The organism is Thermomonas sp. (genome assembly GCF_041905325.1).
Lineage (GTDB): Bacteria > Pseudomonadota > Gammaproteobacteria > Xanthomonadales > Xanthomonadaceae > Thermomonas.
Genome location: NZ_JAYRLK010000003.1, coordinates 261,738 through 283,117 on the forward strand (window position 1 = coordinate 261,738; position 21,380 = coordinate 283,117).

At 66.7% G+C, this 21,380-nt stretch carries 16 protein-coding genes, 1 tRNA gene and 1 pseudogene; 9 read left to right on the forward strand and 9 right to left on the reverse strand.

Annotated elements, in window-relative coordinates:
• Positions 1 to 22 precede the first annotated feature (22 nt).
• Positions 23 to 99: transfer RNA gene (locus ACE3OK_RS05275), tRNA-Arg, on the forward strand.
• A gap of 100 nt (positions 100 to 199) precedes the next feature.
• Here ACE3OK_RS05275 and ACE3OK_RS05280 read toward each other — a convergent pair.
• Positions 200 to 313 (reverse strand): annotated as a pseudogene (locus tag ACE3OK_RS05280) (IS5/IS1182 family transposase); the annotation flags it as partial.
• Positions 314 to 354: 41 nt separating this feature from the next.
• Positions 355 to 1,221, reverse strand: coding sequence for a helix-turn-helix domain-containing protein (locus ACE3OK_RS05285; protein WP_374248502.1), 867 nt, complete (start codon positions 1,219 to 1,221; stop codon positions 355 to 357).
• 77 nt (positions 1,222 to 1,298) lie between these two features.
• Between ACE3OK_RS05285 and ACE3OK_RS05290 the strand changes: the two genes are divergently transcribed.
• From ACE3OK_RS05290 to ACE3OK_RS05300, 3 genes are all read left to right on the forward strand, one after another.
• Positions 1,299 to 2,381: an alpha/beta hydrolase gene (locus ACE3OK_RS05290; RefSeq protein WP_374248503.1), complete on the forward strand. Its 1,083-nt coding sequence runs from the start codon at positions 1,299 to 1,301 to the stop codon at positions 2,379 to 2,381.
• Between the two features lie 25 nt (positions 2,382 to 2,406).
• Positions 2,407 to 2,571 carry a hypothetical protein gene (locus ACE3OK_RS05295; protein ID WP_374248504.1) on the forward strand — a complete coding sequence of 55 codons (165 nt, stop codon included), beginning with the start codon at positions 2,407 to 2,409 and terminating at the stop codon, positions 2,569 to 2,571.
• 144 nt (positions 2,572 to 2,715) lie between these two features.
• Positions 2,716 to 3,636, forward strand: a complete 921-nt coding sequence (locus ACE3OK_RS05300) for an urea transporter (protein ID WP_374248505.1) — start codon at positions 2,716 to 2,718, stop codon at positions 3,634 to 3,636.
• A gap of 243 nt (positions 3,637 to 3,879) precedes the next feature.
• Here the strand turns inward: ACE3OK_RS05300 and ACE3OK_RS05305 are convergent, their stop codons facing one another.
• Together ACE3OK_RS05305 and ACE3OK_RS05310 are read right to left on the reverse strand one after the other, a co-directional pair.
• A complete protein-coding gene (locus ACE3OK_RS05305) occupies positions 3,880 to 4,716 on the reverse strand; it encodes a DUF2608 domain-containing protein (protein ID WP_374248506.1) in 837 nt (278 codons plus the stop codon).
• A 58-nt stretch (positions 4,717 to 4,774) separates the two neighbouring features.
• Positions 4,775 to 6,784 carry a UvrD-helicase domain-containing protein gene (locus tag ACE3OK_RS05310; protein WP_374248507.1) on the reverse strand — a complete coding sequence of 670 codons (2,010 nt, stop codon included), beginning with the start codon at positions 6,782 to 6,784 and terminating at the stop codon, positions 4,775 to 4,777.
• A gap of 61 nt (positions 6,785 to 6,845) precedes the next feature.
• Here ACE3OK_RS05310 and ACE3OK_RS05315 point away from each other — a divergent pair, with 61 nt between their 5' ends.
• Positions 6,846 to 7,466 carry a thymidine kinase gene (locus ACE3OK_RS05315; protein WP_374248508.1) on the forward strand — a complete coding sequence of 207 codons (621 nt, stop codon included), beginning with the start codon at positions 6,846 to 6,848 and terminating at the stop codon, positions 7,464 to 7,466.
• Here the strand turns inward: ACE3OK_RS05315 and ACE3OK_RS05320 are convergent.
• The 3 genes from ACE3OK_RS05320 to mutM form a co-directional block, all read right to left on the reverse strand.
• Positions 7,432 to 10,275: a protein kinase gene (locus ACE3OK_RS05320; protein ID WP_374248509.1), complete on the reverse strand. Its 2,844-nt coding sequence runs from the start codon at positions 10,273 to 10,275 to the stop codon at positions 7,432 to 7,434. The two genes, ACE3OK_RS05315 and ACE3OK_RS05320, sit on opposite strands and share 35 nt — an antisense overlap.
• Before the next feature lie 26 nt (positions 10,276 to 10,301).
• Positions 10,302 to 10,883, reverse strand: a complete 582-nt coding sequence (locus ACE3OK_RS05325) for an ECF-type sigma factor (protein WP_374248510.1) — start codon at positions 10,881 to 10,883, stop codon at positions 10,302 to 10,304.
• A 63-nt stretch (positions 10,884 to 10,946) separates the two neighbouring features.
• Positions 10,947 to 11,759 carry a bifunctional DNA-formamidopyrimidine glycosylase/DNA-(apurinic or apyrimidinic site) lyase gene (gene mutM / locus ACE3OK_RS05330; RefSeq protein WP_374248511.1) on the reverse strand — a complete coding sequence of 271 codons (813 nt, stop codon included), beginning with the start codon at positions 11,757 to 11,759 and terminating at the stop codon, positions 10,947 to 10,949.
• Positions 11,760 to 11,808: 49 nt separating this feature from the next.
• Here mutM and ACE3OK_RS05335 point away from each other — a divergent pair, with 49 nt between their 5' ends.
• Both ACE3OK_RS05335 and ACE3OK_RS05340 read left to right on the forward strand, forming a co-directional pair.
• Positions 11,809 to 12,132 (forward strand): hypothetical protein, encoded by a 324-nt coding sequence (locus ACE3OK_RS05335; RefSeq protein ID WP_374248512.1) that lies wholly within the window; start codon positions 11,809 to 11,811, stop codon positions 12,130 to 12,132.
• 110 nt (positions 12,133 to 12,242) lie between these two features.
• Positions 12,243 to 12,818 carry a DUF2058 domain-containing protein gene (locus tag ACE3OK_RS05340; protein WP_374248513.1) on the forward strand — a complete coding sequence of 192 codons (576 nt, stop codon included), beginning with the start codon at positions 12,243 to 12,245 and terminating at the stop codon, positions 12,816 to 12,818.
• A gap of 99 nt (positions 12,819 to 12,917) precedes the next feature.
• On the opposite strand, the gene ACE3OK_RS05345 is transcribed toward ACE3OK_RS05340, so the two are convergent.
• On the reverse strand, positions 12,918 to 15,023 hold the full coding sequence (locus ACE3OK_RS05345; RefSeq protein WP_374248534.1) for a M13 family metallopeptidase: 2,106 nt from the start codon (positions 15,021 to 15,023) through the stop codon (positions 12,918 to 12,920).
• Positions 15,024 to 15,256: 233 nt separating this feature from the next.
• Between ACE3OK_RS05345 and acs the strand changes: the two genes are divergently transcribed.
• The gene (gene acs / locus ACE3OK_RS05350) at positions 15,257 to 17,200 is read left to right on the forward strand and encodes an acetate--CoA ligase (protein ID WP_374248514.1); all 1,944 of its coding nucleotides are present in this window, start codon (positions 15,257 to 15,259) and stop codon (positions 17,198 to 17,200) included.
• Positions 17,201 to 17,480: 280 nt separating this feature from the next.
• Positions 17,481 to 20,204: an autotransporter domain-containing protein gene (locus ACE3OK_RS05355; protein ID WP_374248515.1), complete on the forward strand. Its 2,724-nt coding sequence runs from the start codon at positions 17,481 to 17,483 to the stop codon at positions 20,202 to 20,204.
• A 69-nt stretch (positions 20,205 to 20,273) separates the two neighbouring features.
• Here ACE3OK_RS05355 and ACE3OK_RS05360 read toward each other — a convergent pair whose 3' ends face one another.
• Positions 20,274 to 21,371, reverse strand: coding sequence for an HD-GYP domain-containing protein (locus tag ACE3OK_RS05360; RefSeq protein WP_374248516.1), 1,098 nt, complete (start codon positions 21,369 to 21,371; stop codon positions 20,274 to 20,276).
• Between the last annotated feature and the right edge of the window lie 9 nt (positions 21,372 to 21,380).

Consider the following 21,380-nt stretch of genomic DNA (forward strand, 5'->3'; position numbering starts at 1 on the left):
ATGCCCCGCCATCGCGTCCAACGCGCCTGTAGCTCAGCCGGATAGAGTAGTGGCTTCCGAAGCCATTGGTCGGGGGTTCGAATCCCTCCAGGCGCGCCATCCTGCGGATGGCTTCCTGTCGTGATTCCCTGCCCAAGCGCACAGCGCTTGGGCGTTCGCCGTCATCGCGAAGCTGCGCTTCGCGTGCGATGACGCTCATCAGGTGCGTGCCAACGGCGGCGAACAGCGCGTCCGCCAAGCCATGCTTTTCCAGCAAGTGCCGGAACTTGCACGCCGTCGTCTCGCCCGGTGCACCTTCCTGGCCCAGGTCGATACGATCCATCGGCGGGTCAGGGCTTTGACCGCAGGGCTAAATCAGAGTTTCCCTAGTTCCCCGGCTATCAGGCGGTAGTACCAAAATGCCTCGTCGTTGGCTAGGCACTCACCAAAGCAAGCCGGCGACATGCCGGTGACCCGGCGGATTTTGCGTCCCATGTGCGACTGATCGGCGAAGCCCGCGTCGGCAGCGATGGTGGCGAGATTCGGCGCGCCGCTGCCGTGCACCTCAATGCTGCGGATGAATGTCTCCTCGACGCGGATGAAAAGCTGCAGATCGCGGTAGCTCTGCCCCGTCCAGTCACGGACGCGGCGTTGCAGCTGCCGCAGACTCTTCCCGGCGGTCGAGTGCGCGGCGCGGGTGGCGATGGACCGCACCCAGTCGCCGAGATACGGTGCCGGGCTGGTTTGGCCCGGTCCGCGCCACAGCGGCTGCAACTGCGTCTCCAGCATTGCGAATGGTTCATCGCCACTGGCATTGAGAACGGCCTGGCACGCCTGCAGGAACGCCGGCGGGGCGACCGCCTCCAGCGGCAGGTTTTGATCGAGAAAGGGTTCGATAGGCCGGCCAATAAGGCGGCTGAGGGCCTCAGGATAAAAGCCGACCGATAGCGCATGTACAGCCCCTGGCGACCAACTGGCCGAAGGGCTGCGTTGCGGCCCGGATAAAACGAGACGCGGCAAGGCTGGGCCAAACCTTGGCCGAGGGCTCGGCCCGCGTTCTTCCACCATGTGCAGCGTTCCCTCGAATATCCACGAGATCGTCATCAGCGGTGTTGCCGGGTAGTAATTGAAGCGTTCCGCATCGTTCAGGCTGCACCCGCGCGTATCGCGCTCGACGCCGGCCGGCAGGCAGGCACCGAGGGCATATGAGGGGGTGTGCATGATCGCGGCGGTGCGAGCCATTTGATGTCGTTTCCGTTCTAGCGAGGGGAGGCGCGTCGTTGGCAATATGTTGGCATTTGCTAACGATGGGGTGTCAAATGAGGAAAACGATAATTCAGGGCGGTTTTTCGCACAAATTGCGAAGTATCACGATTTCCGGGTGGATCGCAGCCAAGGTGCTGATCCGGCGGGCGCTGGGCCGGAGACTTGTGGCGGAGTGGCCTTTCCTCGTTGAATACGGAACGCTGTATATCCGCGCCCAGTTCAACCATGCTTTTCGTCTGAGCAGCGACATCACGGTCAGTCGGGCCTATTTCGACAGTGTTTATGCGCTGCTCGAAACATTTCCCGATGTCGATGTTCGGCCAACCGGACCGGGCGAGCCGCGTGGTCACTGGTTCATGCCAAAGGTTCGCCACAGCGATGCCACGTTGCTTCATTTCCACGGCGGCGGCTACACCTTTTATGCTGGTGTCTCGCATCATTTCGCCGCCTGCCTTGCCCATGCACTGGGTGTTGCGGTATTCGCCCCGGACTATCGATTGACGCCGGAGCACCCGCATCCCGCACAACTCGAAGATGGCCTGGCGGCCTACAACTACCTGCTTGAACAGGGCATTGACCCGGCAAGCATGGTGCTCTGCGGGGACTCGGCCGGCGGCCATTTGGCCTTGATGACCTTGGTTAGGCTGCACGAGACGGGTTTGCCGAAACCCGCCCTGACACTTGGCCTCAGCCCGTGGACCGATGTCGGTCGGCGAGGCAAGAGCCAATTCGGCAACGATCCCTATGACCTCGTTCAGGGCTACATGACCTTGCAATTCGCAGACTGGCTTAAAGGTGGCCAAGCCCTGAGTGATGCCGAACTGTCGCCGATCTGCCAGAACTTCCACGATCTGGGGCCGATATATCTTCAGGCCGGCGGTAAGGAAATCCTCGTCGACATGATCCGTGATTTCGCCGCAACGGTTGCCGCCCAGGGCGGTCGGGTACGTTTGGATGTCTGGGCGCATATGAACCACGAGTTCCACGCCTATGGGGACTATCTTCCGGAAAGCCGCGATGCGCTGGCTCGGCTGCGTGAGGCTATTGCCTGGGCACTCGGTCAGCCGAGTCGGTTTGGAGCTGACGGCTGCACGGAATACGATTGCTTGAGTGTTGAATTGCCCGCGCAGCAGTAAGTCGCCCGTTCCATTCGCTTGTGGGGTGCTGGCGCAGCATGCGTACTTCCGACTCGACGCCGATGCCGCCCACGCCATCGTGGAAAAAGTGCGCATGGCGGTCAGCGTCTGGCCGGAGGAGGTCAGGCGATTGGGCGCCAAGAGCCATGAAGTCTCGCTGATGAAAACCGTCATCGATCCAGCGCGGTGACGGGCCTCCCAGCGCCAACCGGGGAAGGTGCAATGCCGCTACGCTGACGGCGTTCATCAGGGTGGCGAGGTGGTCATGGGCTTGCGATTTTCTGCAAACGGGTTGGATGCCACGGGGGAAGCGTTTCCAACGCGGGTAGCGGGCATGGCCGATGCCGTGCTGCGGGGGCTGGGGCAGGTGATGTTCCAGAACAACAGCTACACGGGAGTGTTGTTTCTGTTGGGCATCGCGGTGAATTCGCGGGTGTTGGCCTTGGCCGCATTGCTGGGCAGTGCCGTGGCCACGCTGGCGGCGGCTGGGTTGGGGGCGGAGCGTGTGCTGCTGCGCAGTGGCATGTTCGGTTTCAATGGCGCGCTGGTGGCCATTGCGCTGTTGACCTTCCTCGAGCCGGGCGCATTGACCTGGCTTTGCGTGGTGTTCGCAGCGGTCTGCGCAACCTTGCTCATGGCGGCCCTGCTGGAGGCATTTGCGCAGTGGTCATTGCCGGCGCTCACCGCACCGTTCGTGTTGGTTGCGTTGCTGTTTTTCCTTGCCGCCGCACGCTTTGGCCGGTTGCTGACCACCGGCCAGTTGCCGACGGCGGCATTGCCCGCCAATGCGGTGGTGGAGGGCGTGGTGACGGCCGCCACCGTGGGTGAAGGCGTGTTGCGCGGCATCGGCCAAGTGTTTTTCCAGGCCAATCTGCTGAGTGGTGTGTTGTTCGCGCTGGGTTTGCTGGCCGCTTCGCGGCGCGCCTGCGTGATGGCATTGGTGGGTGCGCTGGCCGGTGCCTTGGTGGCTTGGGGCATGGGTGCGGCGGAACCTGCCATCCGCGCCGGGATGTTCGGTTTCAACAGTGCATTGACCGCGATCGCGCTGGGCAGCGTATTCCTGCCCGGCGGGTGGCGCACAAGCGCTTATGCATTGCTGGGGGCGGTGCTTGCCCCCTTCGTGGCCGCCGCTTGCACGGCCGCTTTCGCGCCGGTGGGAATGCCGGCGATGACGCTGCCGTTCGTGCTCACGACGTGGCTGTTCCTGCTTGCCAGTCGAAAATTTTCCCGCCTGCGCGCGGGCGCAGGCGCTTGAATAGCTCGGGCCGACAAATGCTCAGTCGCCGCCGGACCAGCACGCGCCGGGTGGCACCGCAACGGTGACGAGCACACAAAGCTGCGGCCAAAGAAAAAGGAGACCCAGGGTCTCCCTAAAGTCCGGCATGGCCGGAAGGACAACGGTTGTGGCATGGGTCCGGCAGGTGGCCGGATGGATGCAGCCTAATCGAGGCTCGAATTTGAGTCAATGGTTGAAGTGAATTCTGCAACACATTGATTTTTATAAATAATCACATTTCCAAGACTCAAGGGCTTGCAAGCGTTGCGGGTAGCGGGTGGCCAGCAATTGACGCCAGGCTTGCCAGCCGGCGCGGCCATCGGCGGGATCTTCGTTGCGGAGGGTCTTGTCGATGCGGGTGTAGTGCAGGCCGAGGTAGTCGATGCCGGCTTCGCGCAGCGCCGCGCGCATGTTGTCGATGTTCTTCTGGCCGTCATCCACCAGCAGCACGCGGTCGTAGCGCAGGTGCAGGCGTTGCAGCAGTGCCAGCAGGGTGCGGCCCTTGTCCTGCCCGCTGGTCATGAACAGGCCCTGGTCGTAGGCCACCCGCACCGCAGGGGCATCGGCGGCCTTGCGATAGTCCCAACTGCTGCCATCGATGGATGCGCCCAGCATGGCGGGCAACTGGTAGCCGTTGTCGCGCAGGGTGCGCAGGGTGCCGCCGCGATACAGCGGGTTGCGCGAGGTCAGCAGCAGCTTGTCCACCGGCAGTGCGTTGATCCGGCCCGGGCCGTCCGGTTGGGTGGGATGCATGGTGGCGGTTTCGTAATTGAGCGACACCACGTCGAACAGGCAGGGCACCTTGCCGGGATCGCCGCTGGGCAGGGTCTTCTGCCATTCGTACCAGCGGTCGCTGCCGAAGAAGGCATCGGCAGTCAGCAGGGTGTCGTCGATGTCCAGCACCAGCAGGGTGCGCCCGGGGGATTCGGCCAGCGCGGCGGCCACCGCGCCCAGGTCGTCGATGTCGCGGACATCCGAGTGGGCTTGGTGCGCCTGCGGCGGGGTGCTGGCGCAGGCACCCAGCAGGAGGGCGAGGACGAAAGGCAGCAACCGGCGCATGGCGAGGCTCGCGGCGAAAACGGTGTGCCAGTCTAACCGCCCGCATCGGCGGCGGGCGTCAATCCGCCAGCAGGGCCTGGATGTCGGCGAAACTGGCGCGACGGCGCTCGGCCTTCTGCGCGGCTTCGGCTTCGGGGTCGGCACCATCGCGCTGCACCTCGGCGGGCGGCAGCTCGTCGAGGAAGCGGCTGGGCGACAGCCGCAGCTTGTCGCCCCAGCGCTGGGCTTCCTTGGCGTGCGACAGCCACAGCCGTTCCTTGGCGCGGGTGATGCCGACGTAGAACAGCCGGCGTTCCTCGTCGATGCGGCCTTCCTCGATGCTGGCCTCGTGCGGCAGGTTGCCGTCCTCCACCCCGACGATGAACACGAAGCGGAATTCCAGCCCTTTCGATGCGTGCATCGACATCAACCGCACCTGGTTGCCGGCATCGCCCTTGTCGGCGTGCGAGAGCAGCGCCAGCGCGGCGGCGAGTTCGCCCGGCCCCGACGTTTTCGGGCCGTCGAACCAGTCGGCCAGTTCGTCGAGGTTGCGCCGGCGCGCCTGGAACTGCGCCTCGTCCTTGCAGGTCGCGCGCAGCGCGGCCAGCAGGCCGGATTTCTCGTTGAGCTTGCGCACCAGTTCGGCCGGCGGCAGCGTGCGGGCGTCGGCACGCAGGCCCTGCACGATGGCCGTGAAGCCCTGCAGCGCGTTGGCGGCGCGCGCCGGCAACTGCTGCGCCACCGCCATCGATTCGGCGGCGCGGGCCAGCGGCAGGTGCTTGTGGTTGGCCAGCTCGCCCAGCTTCGCCAGCGTGCCGGCGCCGACGCCGCGATTGGGCGACTGCACTGCGCGCAGGAAGGCGGCATCGTCCTCGGGATTGGCCAGCAGCCGCAGCCAGGCCAGCGCGTCCTTCACTTCGCCGCGGTCGAGGAAGGCGGTGCCGCCGCTCAGGTGATAGGGAATGCGCAGCAGCTGCAACGCCTTTTCCAGCGCGCGGCTCTGGTGGTTGCCGCGGAACAGGATGCAGACTTCGTTCCACGGCAGGCTGCCGTCGGGTGCCGCGTGCTGCTTGGCGATGAACTGGATTTCGGCCGCCACCTTGTCGGCCTCGTGGGCGGCGTCGCGGCACTCCCAGACGCGGATGCGCTCGCCGTCGGCGGCCTCGCTCCACAGCGTCTTGGGGTGCTCGTGCGGGTTGTTGGCGATCAGCGCGTTGGCGGCGCGCAGCACGCGGTTGGAGCAGCGGTAGTTCTGCTCCAGCTTGACGATTTTCAGTGCCGGGTAGTCGCTGCCCAGCGCCAGCAGGTTGTCCGGGTTGGCACCGCGCCAGGCGTAGATGCTCTGGTCGTCGTCGCCCACGCAGGTGAACTGGCCGGCGTCGCCGGCGATCGCCTTGAGCAGGCGGTACTGGGCGTCGTTGGTGTCCTGGCACTCGTCCACCAGCAGGTAGCCGATGCGCTCGCGCCAGCCCATCCGCGCCTCCTCGTCGGATTCCAGCAACTGCACCGGCAGGCGGATCAGGTCGTCGAAATCCACCGCGTTGAACGCGGAGAGCCGCTGCTGGTAGCGCGCGTACAGCGCCGCGGCCTCGCGCTCGCGGCTGCTGCGCGCGGCTTCCGCCGCCTGTTCGGGCGACAGCCCGGCGTTCTTGGCGCGGCTGATCAGCTGCTTCATCGCCTCGATCGCGTCCGGCTTGCTGCCCGGCGGCAGCAGGTCCTTGACCTGCGAGGCGGAATCGTCGGCATCGAAAATCGAGAAGCCGCGCCGCAGGCCCAGCTTGGCGTGGTCGATCTGGACGATCCGCAGCCCCAACGCGTGGAACGTGCTGACGGTCAGCTCCTGCGCGGCGTCGCCCTTGATGCGCTTGCCCACGCGCTCGCGCATTTCCCGCGCGGACTTGTTGGTGAAGGTGATGGCGGCGATCCGTCGCGCCGGGTAGCGCCCGCTCTGCACCAGGTGCGCGATTTTCTCGATGATGACGCGGGTCTTGCCGCTGCCGGCACCGGCCAGCACCAGCAGCGGGCCCTCGACATGGAGGACGGCGGCGCGCTGGGGCGGGTTGAGGCCGTGGAGGGACGGTTGCTGCATCCGGCCATTGTGGGTTCGGGGGCAGGTGATCGCCAGCCTTGTGCCCCGCTAGAATCCGTGCATGGCCAAGCTGTATTTCTATTTTTCGGCGATGAACGCCGGCAAGACCACCACCTTGTTGCAGAGCGCGTACAACTATCGCGAGCGCGGCATGCGGGTGGCCATTCTCACCCCGCGCCTGGACGACCGTGCCGGTCGTGGCACCGTGGCGTCGCGGATCGGGCTGCGTGCCGAAGGCATCGCCTTTGCGCACGATGACGATTTGCGGCGCGTGGTCGAAGCCGACCTCGCCGCGCAGGGTGCGCTGCATTGCGTGCTGGTGGACGAGGCGCAGTTCCTGACCAAGCCGCAGGTCTGGCAACTCAGCGAAGTGGTGGATGCATTGCGCATCCCGGTGCTGTGCTACGGCCTGCGCACCGATTTCCGCGGCGAGTTGTTCGAGGGCAGCCAGTACCTGCTGGCGTGGGCCGACGAGCTGGCCGAGATCAAGACGATCTGCCACAGCGGCAAGAAAGCCATCATGAACATGCGGGTGGACACGGCGGGCCGCGCGGTGCTGGACGGTCCGCAGGTGGAGATCGGTGGCAACGAGCGTTATGTGTCGGTGTCGCGTGCCGAGTTCAAGAAGGTGATGCGTGGCGAGGGCGTCATCGAGCCGTTGCAGGTACCGCTGCCGCTGTGAGTGCCGCCGATGGCGGGTGATTGCAGGTGCTGCGGATGCGCTGCACCTCGCGCGGGAGCGCACCACCTTCGGGCAAGGCCAGCTGCATTTCCGCCAGCGTGGCTTCCAGCGTGATCCGGGCTTGTTCTGGCTGCCGGGTGCAGGCCAGTTCCGCCGCATAGGCGCGGGCCAGCCAGGTGGTCTTGCGCTGTTCCAGGTTGGCATCGTACGCCTGCGCAAGGGCGTCGAGGCGGGCCAGGGCGTCGCGGGCGCCGTGGCGTGCGCGCAGCCGGGCCAGCGAGAGTTCCGCGCGGCGCGCATGCGAGTGTGCCGGGCCGTACCCGTTGCGGGTCAGGCGCACGGCGGTGTCCAGTGCGGCCAGTGCGTCCGCGTTGCGCCCCAGCGCGGCCAGGATGTCGCCGACGAGCCGGTCGCTGTCGCCCACCAGCGGGCTTTTGGGGCCGAACTGCCGCGCCCGCAGGCGGGCCGACTCCTGGGCCGGTGGCAATGCTTCGCCATCACGGCCGGCGTCATGCAGGATCATCGCGAGGTTGAACAGGCCGCTGGCGGTCAGGCCGTCATGCCGGCTGCTGCGCCAGGCCGCCACTGCCTTGTGCTGGTAGCCCAGGGCGCGGGCGATGTCGCCGCGTTCCCACGTCACCACCCCGAGGCTGTTGTAGGCGCGGGCCAGGTCCGGGTGGTTTTCGTCCAGCCGCGCGCGCATCCATGCGGTGGTGTCGAGGAAGATCGATTCCGCTTCGCTGAAGCGCCCCAGATCCACGTACAACGCGGCCAGCTGGCGGTTGGCGTCGATGGTGGCGCGGTGGTTGCGGCCGTGCAGTTCCTGCGCCAGCCGCAGGGAGGCGCGGCAATCGCGCACCGCCGCATCCAGCGCGTCGTTGCCGCGCTCCAGCACGCAGATCGCGCGCAGCATGTCGATGGCCAGCGGGTGGTGGTCGCCGGCGCGTCGCCGCAGCCGGGCCAGCCCGGATTCAAGCGTGCGCAGCGCCTCGTCGTTGCGGCCGGCATCGGCCTGCAAATTGGCCATGTCCAGCATGGCTTCGGCCACCCCGGCATCGTCGTCGTCCTTGCGGCGCAGTTCCATGGCGCGGGTGAACAGGCGTTCGGCGATGCCGCGCTGGTCGAGGTCGCGCTGGCAGCGGCCCAGCTGGATGTAGAAGGCGGCGGCCTGTGCCGACAGTTGCTGCTCTTCCTCGCGCGCGACGGCTTCCAATGGCTGCATCTGCACCACGCAGCCACGCACGTTGCCCAGTTGCCGCTGCACGTTGCCGCGCAAGGTGGTGGCCTCCAGTTGCAGGCTGGTGGGGGCGTCCGGCAGCCTGGCCAGCAGGCGGGCCTGGCGCTCCAGCAAGTCTTCGGCCTCGCGGTAATCGCCCAGCCCCAGCCGCAGTTGCGCCACCACGCCGTAGAGTTCGGCGCGCGCCTGCGGTTGCTTGGCCAGGCTGTGCTCGCCGCGCAGGATGCCCATGTCCAGCAGGCTGCGCAGGTCGATCGGGGTGTTGGGCGAGGTGCCGGCGTCCTGGAACAGTTCGGCGATGAAGCGCTGCATCGCCTGCGCGCGGCTGGCTTCGCGCAAGGCCCGCTGCGCTTGCCATCCCACCACGCCCAGGGCGCTGACCAGCACGATGACGATGACGGTGCCGGTCGCCAACGACCAGCGGTGCCGGTACATGTATTTGCGCATCCGGTAGCCCAGGCTTTCGCCCTGCGCCAGCACCGGCTCCCCGCGCAGATAGCACTGCAAGTCCTGCGACAGCGCCTCGGCCGAGGCGTAGCGCTGCCCGGGTTGCTTGGCCAGCGCCTTCAGGAGGATGTTGTCGAGATCGCCGGCCAGTTCGCGTGCCAGGCGCGAGGGCGAATACGGCCGCGCCGCGCCGGGGGGCGCATGCAGTGCCGCCTGCGAGGGGCGCATGGGTTCGCCATCGACGATGGCTTCTTCCCATTCGGCGTCGGTCTGGCGCTTGAGCCGGTAGGGCTTGCTGCCGGTCAGCAGTTCGTACAGCACCACCCCCAGCGAATAGACGTCGGTCATGGTGGTGACCGGCTCGCCGCGGATCTGCTCGGGGGCGGCGTAGTGCAGGGTGAAGGCGCGCACGCCGGTGCGGGTTTGTTCCACCGGCAACGGGTCGACATCCAGCAGCTTGGCGATGCCGAAGTCGAGCAGGCGCACGTGACCGGCGGGCGTCACCAGGATGTTGGAGGGCTTGAGGTCGCGGTGGACGATCAGGTTGGCGTGGGCGTGGCTGACCGCCTCGCAGATCTGGCGGAACAGGTCGAGGCGGGCGGGGATGTCCAGCTGGCGGGACTGGCACCAGCGGGTGATCGGTTCGCCTTCCACGTATTCCAGGGCGAGGAAGGGCTGCCCGTCGTGGTCGATGCCGGCATCCAGCAGGCTGGCGATGTTGGGGTGGGTGAAACGGGCGAGGATGGCGCGTTCGCGGTCGAAGCGCTGGCGCAATTGCGGATTCGCCAACCCGGGGCGCAGCAATTTCAATGCGACCTTGCGGGTGTACAGGCCGTCGGCGCGTGCGGCCAGCCAGACCTGGCCCATGCCGCCCTCGCCCAGCAAGCGTTCCAGCCGGTAGGCACCGAGGCGGGCGCCGGGCACCGTGCCATTGGGAATCTCCAGCACCGGGGTGGTCAGGAACTCGCTATCGTCGGCCTCCAGCGCCAGCAACTGCGCCAGTTCTTCGGCCAGCTGCGGGTCTTCGGCGCGCAGGGCCGCCAAGTGTTCGTCGCGCTGCCCGTCGGGCAATTCCAGCAGGGCATCGAGCAGCGGCGACAGGCGCTGCCAGCGTTGGGCGTCCATGCGGGGCCAGGCGCCCGACCTTGCGGTCAGGGGCTTGGCGGCTCCTGCAGCGAGGCCAGCAGGAACATCCTGGCCTTCTGCCAGTCGCGGCGCACGCTGCGTTCCGAGCGTTGCAGCAGGGCGGCGATTTCCATCTCGGACAAGCCGGCAAAGTAGCGCAGCTCCACCACCTGGGTCAGGCGCGGATCGACCGAGGTCAGCCGGGTCAGGGCGGCATCCAGCCCCAGCATGTCCTCGTTCAGGCGCAGCCCGCCTTCCAGTTCTTCCGGCAGCTCGGTGACCCGGTGCAGGTCGCCGCCGCGCTTTTGCGCCAGCCGCTGGCGCGCGTAGTCCACCACCACCGAGCGCATCGCGGACGCGGCATAGGCGAAGAAGTGGGCGCGATCGTCGAACTGCGCGGCACCGGCGGTGCGGCCGATCAACTTCAGGTAGGCCTCGTGGACCAGCGCGGTGGCATCCAGCGTGTGGCCCTGCTGCTGGCCGGCCAGTTGCCGGCGGGCCATGCTGTGCAGTTCCTGGTAGAGCGAGGCCAGGACCCGGTCCAGCGCGGTGCGGTCGCCGCCGCGCGCGGCGTCGAGCAGCACGGTGATTTCGCCGGCGTCGGTCATGGGTGCCCAGGTTGAACAGGTGGTGCGGGGGAGTGGGCACTATAACGAAACCCCGCAAGGGGGTCATCGTTGGCAATGGCCGCACCAGACGCTGGCGCGCTGGCCGATGCTGGCGTGCCGCAGCGTGCGGCCGCAGCGCGGGCAGGGCTGGCCAGCACGGCCGTAGACCCGCAGTTCCTGTTCGAAATAACCGGGTGCGCCATCCGGGTGGATGAAGTCACGCAGGGTGGTGCCGCCGCGTTCGATGGCGTGTGCAAGGATCGACTGCGCCGCCTGCGCCAGCGCCGCGTAGCGCCCGCGTGACACCTGGCCGGCCGCCCGCAGCGGCGCGATGCCAGCCAGGAACAGCGCCTCGGCGGCGTAGATGTTGCCCACGCCCACCACCACCGACTGATCCATCAGGAAGCTCTTCACCGGCACCTTGCGGCCGCGGCTGCGCTGGAACAGGTAGTCGCCGTCGAACGCCTCCGACAGCGGCTCCGGGCCCAGCCCGGCCAGCAGCGGGTGGGTCTCGCCCGGCGCCTGCCAGAGCAGGCAGCCGAACCGGCGGGGGTCATGGAAGCGCAATGCGTGACCGTCATCGAGGACGATGTCCACGTGGTCATGGGCGCGCACCGGCGCGTCCGCCGGCAATACCCGCAGACTGCCCGACATGCCCAGATGCAGCAGCGCACTGCCGGCGGCGGTCTCCGCCAACAGGTATTTGGCGCGCCGATGAATGGCGTCGATGCGCTGCCCCGGCAGCACGGCCTGCACCTCGCGCGGGATCGGCCAGCGCAGGTCGGGCCGGCGCAACACGACCCGCGTCACGCGCCGGCCGACGACATGCGGTGCAAGTCCGCGACGGGTGGTTTCGACTTCGGGAAGTTCGGGCATGGGCGCATGATGCCGCATGGTGCGTTCCGGAAGCGCCTATGATCGCGCCATGAAAATGACGTGGCTGCTCGTGTTGTTGCCGATCGCGGCCCAGGCCCAGGTCCAGCGCAGCACCGACTACCTGGCGAAGATGGACACGGATGGTGATGGCCGGGTGTCCTTGCGTGAATACCAAGACTGGTTGAGCTATGCCTTCGACGGCATGGATCGCAATCACGACGGCGTGCTGAGTGCGGACGAGCAACCCGGCGGCAACGGCAGGCCCATCCTCCGCGAAGCCTATCGTGCGCAGCTGGCCGAACGTTTCCACAAGCAGGACGTGAACCGCGACGGATGCCTGAGTGCGAAGGAATTGGCCGCCCCGCCGCAGTAAGGTGCGCCGATGCCGGTGGGTGCGCAGCATGCATGCATCACCGGTTGCGACCCTTCGGGGGTGGGGCACGGGCAGTATGATGGGCCCGATTTCACACGCACGGCGGCACCATGGCGAAGCCAAACCCGCTCCAGGAACAATTGCTCAAGGCCGGCCTGGTCAAGAAATCCAAGGTGGCGCAGGTGGCGCGCGAGCAGCACCTGGCACATCACGCCAAGGCCGCGCCCACGCTCAGCGAGAGCCAGCGCAACGCCGAGCGCGCGCGGGCGGAAAAAGCCGACCACGACCGTGCACTGGAAGCGCGGCGCAAGGCCCAGGCGCGGGCGGTCGAACTGCGTGCGCAGGCCCGCCAGATCATCGTCGACAAGCAGGTGGCGCCGGCCGGGGAGCAGGACTACCGCTTCAGTGATGGCACGGCCATCCGCAGCCTTCAGGTCAGCGATGTGCAGCGCAAGCTGCTGGCTACGGGTGCATTGGTGATTGCCGGGCTCGAGGGCCGCTACCTGCTGCTGCCACGCGCCGCCGGCCTGCAGGTACGCGAGCGTGCCGCCGAGATGATCGTGCTGGATCATGCCGCAGGCAGTGCGCCGGGCAGTGCCGCGGAGACCGACACGGAGGCCGCCATCAGTGCCGAAGACGCGGCGTATTACGCGCAGTTCAAGGTGCCCGACGATTTGATGTGGTGAGGGCTTCGATGCATCCCCGCCCCGATCCCTCCCCCTTGCCGGGGGAGGGATTCGGGCTTCGCCCCGCCGGATGACGGGTGCTGCGAACGGGGCTGCCGATTACCAGATCTTCACCCGGTCTTCCGGCTTCAGGAAAAGCTTCTGCCCGTCCTTGACGCCGAAGGCGTCGTACCACGCGTCGATGTTGCGCACGGTCAGGGCGCGCCACTGGCCGGGGGCATGCTCGTTACCCACCACCTGCGCGCGCAGCGCGGCATCGCGTGCCTTGCTGCGCCAGGCCTGGGCGAAGGCGAGGAAGAAGCGCTCGTCGCCGCTCAGGCCGTCGATCACCGGTGCCGGCTTGCCGTCCAGGGACTTGTGATAGGCGACGTAGGCCGCCTGCAGGCCGGACACGTCGGCGATGTTCTCGCCCAGGGTCTGCTGGCCGTTGATGTGCAGGCCCGGCAGCGCTTCGTAACCGTCGTACTGCTTGACCAGCCGGTCGGCGGCGGCCTTGAAGTGCGCGCTGTCCTCCGGTGTCCACCAGTTGTGCAGACGGCCTTGGGCGTCGAACTCCGCGCCGAGGTTGTCGAAGCCGTGGCTGATCTCGTGGCCGATCACCGCGCCGATCGCGCCGTAGTTGGCGGCGGCATCGGCCTTGGGATCGAAGAACGGCGCTTCCAGGATCGCGGCCGGGAAGTTCATCGCGTTCTGCAGCGGCAGGTTCACCGCGTTCACCGTCTGCGGGGTCATCCACCATTCCTTGCGGTCGGGGGTCTTGCCCAGCTTGGCGACCTGGTGCGCGTATTCGGCGGCGTCGGCGCGCAGGGCATTGCCCAGCGGGTCGTCGGCCTTCACCTCCAGGTTCGAATAATCGCGCCAGGTGTCGGGATAGCCCACGCCCACCAGCATGGTTTCGGCTTTCTGCTTGGCCAGTTTGCGGGTGTCGGGCGACATCCAGGCCAGCTTGTCCACGCCGTCGCGGAAGGCGGCCAGGATGTTGTTCACCATCGCCTCCACCTGCGCCTTTGACGAGGCCGGGAAGTACTGCTTCACGTACAGCTGGCCGATGGCATCGCCCAATGCGCCGTTGGTGGCGGCCAGTGCGCGCTTCCAGCGGTCACGCTGCGCGGTGGTGCCGGAGAGCTGGGTGCCGTAGAAGCCGAAGCGCAGGTCGGCATAGGCCTTGGGCAGCAGCGCGGCGTTGTGGTTGAGCGCATGGAAGCGCAGATAGGCCTTCCACGTCGGTAGGGGCGTGCCGGCCACCAGCGCCGACAGCTTCTTGATCGCCTCGGGCTGCCACGCCACCAGCGTCGTCTGTCCGGACAGGCCGGCGGCATTGAAGTAGGCGGCCCAGTCGAGGCCCGGCGCGCGCTTGCCGAACTCCGCGGTGGGCCAGGGGTTGTTGGCCTTGTGGATGTCCTGGGTGTCCACCACGCTGGCGTGCGCCTTGGCGATCTGCGTTTCCAGCGCGAAGATCGCCTGCGCCTGCGGGCCGGCGTCGCTGCTGCCGGCCTGCTTCAGCACGGCTTCGATGTAGGCCTTGTAGGCGTCGCGGTTGGCGGCCATGGCCTTGTCGGGCGACAGGTAGTACTCGCGGTCGGGCATGCCCAGGCCACCTTGCAGCAGGTAGCCGGTGTTCTTCTCCGGGGTGTCCAGGCCGGCCGCCACGAACAGGCCCAGCAGGTTCTCGGTGTAATAGTTGGTGGCGTTCATCGGATCGACGTCGGCGCGCAGCGTGCTGCCGAGGTAGGCCGACAGCGACGCGTTGTCCTTGATCGCATCCACCGCATCCAGCCTGGCCTGCAGCGGTGCCAGGCCATGTGCCTCGATGCCGGCTTCGTCCATCCACGCGGCGTAGTAGTCGGCGATCTTGCGCTCGTTGCTGCCGGCGGCGGGATGGGTTTTCTGCAAGCCCAGCACGAGGTCGGACAGGCGCTTTTCCGCCTTCTCGAACACGGAGTAGAACACCCCGGTGCTGGCGCGGTCGGCGGGGATCTCGGTGGTCTTCTGCCAGCGGCCGTTGGCGTAGGCGTAGAAGTCGTCGCCGGCGGCCACGGACGTGTCCATGCCGGCCAGGTCGACCCCCACGGTGGGTGCGGCGACGGGGGTTGCCGCCGCGGCCTTGGGCGCGGCGTCGGGGGCGGGCTTGCAGGCGGTCAGTGAGGCGCCGGCAAGGGTGCACAACAGGGCCAGGGCAAGCGGGGTGCGGCGAAGCGTGGCGATGGGCATGGCGGTATCCGGTTGGACGGTTGGGCGGTTGGAGGTTGCAGCAGGAACGGGGGCAGTGTGCGCCAGTGGTCGTGGCTGGCCAGTGCGGGAAGTCAGGCCGGGGAGCCTCGGGTGAAAAACCGCACGATCTTAACCAGCTTTTTCCAATTGTCCGCACGCCAATGCGGCACACTCGGAGGCGATCCGGCGGCATCGCCGCCGCCACGCACCAGGAGCGAAGGAACACGATGAGCGAGACCTATCCGGTGGAGCCGGCGTTCGCGGCGCAGGCCAACATCGATCGCGCCGGCTACGAGCGCGCCTGCGCGCAGGCGCAGGACAACCCCGATGCGTTCTGGGGCGAGATGGCCAAGCGGCTGGACTGGTACAAGGCGCCCACCATCCTCAAGAACGTCAGCTACGAGCTGCGCGATTTCCGCATCCGCTGGTTCGAAGACGGCGAGCTCAACGCCAGCGTGAACTGCCTGGACCGCCACCTGGACCAGCATGGCGACAAGGTCGCGCTGATCTTCGAGCCGGACAGCCCTGACGCGCCGGTGCAAAAAATCAGCTATCGCCAATTGCACGCGCGGGTATGCCAGCTGGCCAACGCGCTGCGTAACCTGGGCGTGGGCAAGGGTGACCGCGTCACGATTTATTTGCCGATGATTCCCGAGGCGGCCATCGCCATGCTGGCCTGCGCGCGCATCGGTGCGGTGCATATGGTGGTGTTCGGTGGCTTTGCGCCCAACTCGATTGCCGACCGCGTGGCCGACTGCGGCAGCAAGCTCATCATCACCGCCGACGAAGGCCTGCGCGGCGGCAAAAAAGTGCCGCTGAAAGCCAATGTGGATGCGGCGCTCAAGCTGCAAGGCACCAATAGCGTGGAAACCGTGTTGGTGGTGCGCCACACCGGCGGCGCGGTGGACATGCAGATGCCGCGCGACCGCTGGTACGACGCGGTGGTGGACAGCCAACCGGCCACCTGCGAGCCGGAGCGCATGAACGCGGAAGACCCGCTGTTCATCCTCTACACCTCCGGCAGTACCGGCAAGCCGAAGGGCGTGCTGCACACCACCGGCGGCTACTTGCTGTGGGCGGCGTACACCCATGACCTGACCTTCGACCTGAAACCCAATGACGTGTTCTGGTGCACCGCCGACGTGGGTTGGGTCACCGGCCATAGCTACATCGTGTATGGCCCGCTGGCCAATGCCTGCACCGAGGTGATGTTTGAAGGCGTGCCCAATTACCCGGATTTCTCGCGCTTCTGGCAGGTGATCGACAAGCACCAGGTCAGCATCTTCTACACCGCGCCCACCGCCATCCGCGCCTTGATGCGCGAAGGCTTGGCGCCGGTGCAGAAAACGTCGCGGCAATCGTTGCGCCTGCTGGGCAGCGTGGGCGAACCCATCAACCCGGAAGCCTGGCGTTGGTATTACGACAATATCGGCGATGGCCGCTGCCCGGTGGTGGATACTTGGTGGCAGACCGAAACCGGCGGCATCCTGATTTCGCCCATTCCCGGCGCCATTGACCTGAAGCCCGGTTCGGCCAGCAAGCCATTGCCGGGCGTGCAGCCGGCATTGGTGGATGCCGAAGGGCGTCTGCTGGACGGCGCCACCGAGGGCAATCTGGTGTTGCTGGATTCCTGGCCGGGGCAGATGCGCACGGTGTATGGCGACCACCAGCGCTTCATCGACACCTATTTCAAAACCTATCCGGGCATGTACTTCACCGGCGATGGCTGCCGCCGCGATGCCGATGGGTATTACTGGATCACCGGGCGGGTGGACGATGTCATCAATGTCAGCGGCCACCGCATCGGCACCGCCGAAGTGGAAAGTGCCTTGGTGCTGCACAAAGACGTGGCCGAAGCCGCCGTGGTGGGCTTCCCGCATGACATCAAGGGCCAGGGCATTTATGCCTATGTCACGTTGAAGCAGGGCGTGGAGGCCACCGAAGACTTGCGGCGCGCGCTGGTGCAGCAAGTGCGCAACGAAATTGGCCCCACCGCCACGCCGGATTTCATCCAATGGGCACCGGGCCTGCCAAAGACCCGCAGCGGCAAAATCATGCGGCGCATTCTGCGCAAGATTGCCGAGAACGCCCCGGAGCAACTGGGCGATGTCACCACCCTGGCCGACCCATCGGTGGTGGCATCACTGGTGGAAAACCGCCGGGAGGCGTGAGGCCTGCCCTGCGTCAGGCCCTGGCGCGGCCTGATTGCTTGCGCCTGTGCTTCCGGCCGAATGGCCGGAGGGGCGGGCGTGCCTGCATCTGTCGTTTGGCCGACCCTTGCCCCCCCCGGATGCGGGATATCGCATCCGGATGGCTGCCTGCAGGATTGACTTTGGCGTTAGGGCAACGTGAAAATTGCCGCGCTTTTGATGTGATGTCAATCACATTTCATGGTGCGCCTTTCCCATCCCGGGTGAGGCAGGGTCATTCAACCTCACGGAAGGGAAGGTCATGTTCCAAAACACTCCGAAGTCTCCGCGCAGCCCGCGCGCCCGTCGCCCGCTGCCGCGCCGTAGCGCGCTGGTGCTGGCCTTGCTTGCCGCCGCCAGTGCGCCCGCGTTCGCGCAATCGGTGGGCACCATCACCAACCCCGGTTTCGAAACCGGCGACACCAGTGGCTGGACCACCTGCGGTGGCTACTGGAGCAGCGGCTGGCCGGTCACCGAGGCACAGTGCAGTGGCCCGGCCACGCTGGCCACGATCATGAATGCCGGCACGTTCGACGCCATCACCGGTGCCCCCACGGTGTTCGCCGGACAGCATTCGCTGCGCCTGAATGACCAAAACGGCGGCAACGACATCACGGCATTGATGCAGAGTGTCACCAACTACAACGCATCGAAGCTCTATTACGCGTGGAATGCAGTGCTGGAGCCATCCCACGGGGCAACGGATAGCCCATCGTTCATCATCAAGGTGGTGGACAAGACTACCGGGCAGGTGGTGACCAATATCGCCTACAGCGCCTACAGTGCCCAGAACACCACGATTTTCCGCAACGCGGGTGGCTTTGTCACCACCGACTGGAAAGTGGAAGATATCGATACCACGCTGGGCCACGATTACGACCTGGTGTTTGTGGCCGTGGATTGTCTTTATGGCGGCCACGCCGGCTACGTGTACGTGGACGGCTTCGGCGATGTGATCCCCACCCCGAACGGCGACGTGGATTTCGACCCCAACACCGACGTCACCCAGGGCTCGGACATCCTGATCCCGATCGGCGGCACCCCCGACATCGACACCGCCAAGCCGTTCTACACCACGGTGGAACTGGCCAATAGCCAGGTCAATCCCAACTTCGTCGGCGGCACCTTGCAGGTGGATGCCAGCACCGCCAGCCCGGTCGGCACCGCGTTCACCGTGCAGAGCCAGGGCGGCACGGTCGACACCAACGGCAACAACATCGAGTTCTCCGGCGCGTTCACCGGTGTCGGCGGCATGGCCAAGGCGGGCCTGGGCACGCTCACCCTGTCGGGTATCAGCACCATCAACGGGGCCTGGGACATCAATGCCGGCACCCTGAACATCACCGGCGCATTGTCCAACCAGGCGGTCAACGTGAACAACGGTGGCACCCTGACCGGCAGCGGCACCGTCATCGCGCCCATCAACGTCAACAACGGCGGCGTCCTGAATCCCGGCAACGCCATCGGCGTGCTGAAGGTCACCGGCGGCAACGTGACGATCAACAGCGGCGGCACCTTCGTCACCCAGATCGACGGCCGCACGTACAACCCGCTGGGCGGCGCAGGGTCCTACGACCGCCTCGCGCTCAACGGTGGCAGTGCGGGCTTCGTGGCCGGCGGCATCATCAGCCCGGTGCTGCGCGGGATTGCCGGTGGCAACAACACCTTCACCCCGGTGCTGGGTGATTTCTTCACCGTGGTCACCGCCGACAGCGTGACCGGGCAGTTCGCCTCGGTGTTGCAGCCCACCGCCGGGATGCCGACCAACGGCCGCTTCGACGTGCTCTACAACCCGAAGAACGTGCAGTTGGTCTTCACGCCGAAGTTCTATGCCACCCAGGGCCAGACCGACGGCTGGAAGCTGGACGGCATTGCCGCCGCGGCGGGGCTGGATGCCGTGCGTCCCAATGCGGGCGCGCGCAACGGCAACCTGCAGTCGCTGTTCAACGGCCTGTACGGCATGAACTCGGCGATGCTGGGGCTGGCGTTCCAGCAGATTTCCGGCGAGATCCATGCGCACAACCTGCTGATGGCCAACAACTACGCCCGCCAGTCCGGTTCGGCGGTGCTGGATGCCACCCGCCTGGGCTTCGGCGACTGCACGGTGGATGCGCAGACGCAGACGGGCGATGCCAAGCGTGATTCCGCCTGCGGCGACGACCGCAACGGGCGCGAAGTGTGGGCGCGCATCAACGCGCAATACAGCAGTGCCGGCGACAGCCCGGCCACGCCGGGCTTCGATGCCGACCACTACGCCTTCATGGCCGGCCTGCACCTGCTCAACAGCGACACCTCGCGGCTGGGCATCGGTGCCAGCTACGGCAAGACCAGCGTGGATTCGGTGATCGCCAGCACCTCGCGCAGCAACGACCATTCGTTGTTCGTGTATGGCGCGCATGGCTTCGGCAACTTCGACCTCAGCGGCATGCTGGGCTGGACCGGTTCCGACTTCACCACCCACCGCGTGACCGCGCTGCTGTCGGGCATCAACGACGCCACGTCCGCGTACAGCCTCGATACCGTGTACGGCAACCTGGAGGGGCGCTGGAACCTGCCGGTGAGCGCCAACTGGGTGCTGCGCCCGGTGGTGGGCTTGTCGTACAACGGCACGCGTGCCAAGACGGTGGCGGAAGCCTCGTCCGATCCGAACCTGCAACTGGTTCTGCCGGCGGAAAGCTGGAAGACCAGCTTCGCCAAGCTGGGCATGGAGGCGCAGTTCGGCCACGGCGGCAACGTGCAGGGCTTGCTGTTCGCCAATTGGCTGCACCAGCTGGGTGGCGACAGCACCGCCTCGCGCGCGGTGACGCTGGGCAACGCCAGCTGGCGCACGGCCAGCGATGCGGCATCCGGCAACGGCTACGACTTCGGTGCGGCGATGCAGGTCCGCCTGTCCCCGAAGGCGCGCCTGCGCCTGGAATACCGCGGCGTGCGTGACGGCAAGCTGACCTCGAACCTCGGTTCGGCCACGGTGTCGGTCGCGTTCTGACCGGTGCTTCCCGCGACGTCCATCGGGCACCGGTGCCCGGTGGATGTCGTGGCATTTGCGACAAACGGCTCAGGCCGCGAAGCCGGCGTCTTCGCCAGGCGAATGGAAATGCGCGTGGATGGCGCGCCAGTCGTCGAAGTGCTGCTCGGCCACCGCCACGCAGCGCGGGTCGAATTGGCTGCCGCTGTGCTCGCGCAGGTAGGCCAGTCCTTCATCCAGCGTCCACGCCCGCTTGTACGGGCGCGGGTTGGTCAGTGCATCGAACACGTCGGCCACCGCCACGATGCGGCCCGCCAGCGGAATGGCCTCGCCGGCCAGGCCGCGCGGATAGCCGCCGCCGTCCCAGCGTTCGTGGTGGCAGCAGATCACGTCGCGCAGCATTTGCGTGTAGCGCTCGTTGGCCAGGCCGAATTCACGCATCATCACCTCGATCATTTCGCTGCCCTTGCCGACATGCAATTGCGCGATGGCGTACTCCTCGGCGGTGAGTTTGCCGGCCTTGAGCAGGATGTGGTCGGGAATGGCGATCTTGCCGATGTCGTGCAGGCCGGCGAACTGGAACAGGAATTCGACGTCCTCGTCGCTGCCGACCAGCGCCAATCCGATCGAGCGCGTGTAATGGGCGACGCGGTTGACGTGGCCGGCGGTTTCTTCGTCGCGATGGCGGCCCAGCTCGCGGGTCAGCGCCACCGCGCTGCGCAGCGCGCGGGTGGTGGACAGATCGTAGGAAATCAGCGCGGAAATCAGCTCCGCGTAGGTGTCCAGTTGCAGGGTGACGGAGTTGCGGAAGTAGCCGGGCTGGCGCGAATCGAAGAACAGGAAGCCCAGCAACTGGCCGTGCGCATACAACGGGCTGGTGTAGCTGGAGCGATAGCCGGCGGCGAGGATGCGCCGGGTATGCGTGCTGGGTGAGCCGGCCAGGGCCTCCAGGTCATCGATGATGCGGCTGCGATGGTCGTTGTGCAGTTGTTGCAGCGACGGCACTTCGGTCAGGCGGACCTGATAGTGCTCCAGCGGCGACTGCCCGTCCGAGCTGTGCACGAAGGTGCTGAGGGTGTCGCTGTCGGCGTTGTACAAGGCGATGCCGATGCGGCCGACGTTGCCGACATGCGTCTTGATCTGGGCGTGGATGTCCGCGATCTTCTGGCCCAGGGTGTCGTTGTGCATCATGCGTGC

Coding starts and splice junctions, on each gene's coding strand:
- ACE3OK_RS05285 (WP_374248502.1), bottom strand. CDS start 1,221: ATGGCTCGCACCGCCGCGATCATGCACACCCCCTCATATGCCCTCGGT.
- ACE3OK_RS05290 (WP_374248503.1), top strand. CDS start 1,299: ATGAGGAAAACGATAATTCAGGGCGGTTTTTCGCACAAATTGCGAAGT.
- ACE3OK_RS05300 (WP_374248505.1), top strand. CDS start 2,716: ATGGCCGATGCCGTGCTGCGGGGGCTGGGGCAGGTGATGTTCCAGAAC.
- ACE3OK_RS05305 (WP_374248506.1), bottom strand. CDS start 4,716: ATGCGCCGGTTGCTGCCTTTCGTCCTCGCCCTCCTGCTGGGTGCCTGC.
- ACE3OK_RS05310 (WP_374248507.1), bottom strand. CDS start 6,784: ATGCAGCAACCGTCCCTCCACGGCCTCAACCCGCCCCAGCGCGCCGCC.
- ACE3OK_RS05315 (WP_374248508.1), top strand. CDS start 6,846: ATGGCCAAGCTGTATTTCTATTTTTCGGCGATGAACGCCGGCAAGACC.
- ACE3OK_RS05320 (WP_374248509.1), bottom strand. CDS start 10,275: ATGGACGCCCAACGCTGGCAGCGCCTGTCGCCGCTGCTCGATGCCCTG.
- ACE3OK_RS05325 (WP_374248510.1), bottom strand. CDS start 10,883: ATGACCGACGCCGGCGAAATCACCGTGCTGCTCGACGCCGCGCGCGGC.
- mutM (WP_374248511.1), bottom strand. CDS start 11,759: ATGCCCGAACTTCCCGAAGTCGAAACCACCCGTCGCGGACTTGCACCG.
- ACE3OK_RS05335 (WP_374248512.1), top strand. CDS start 11,809: ATGAAAATGACGTGGCTGCTCGTGTTGTTGCCGATCGCGGCCCAGGCC.
- ACE3OK_RS05340 (WP_374248513.1), top strand. CDS start 12,243: ATGGCGAAGCCAAACCCGCTCCAGGAACAATTGCTCAAGGCCGGCCTG.
- acs (WP_374248514.1), top strand. CDS start 15,257: ATGAGCGAGACCTATCCGGTGGAGCCGGCGTTCGCGGCGCAGGCCAAC.
- ACE3OK_RS05355 (WP_374248515.1), top strand. CDS start 17,481: ATGTTCCAAAACACTCCGAAGTCTCCGCGCAGCCCGCGCGCCCGTCGC.
- ACE3OK_RS05360 (WP_374248516.1), bottom strand. CDS start 21,371: ATGCACAACGACACCCTGGGCCAGAAGATCGCGGACATCCACGCCCAG.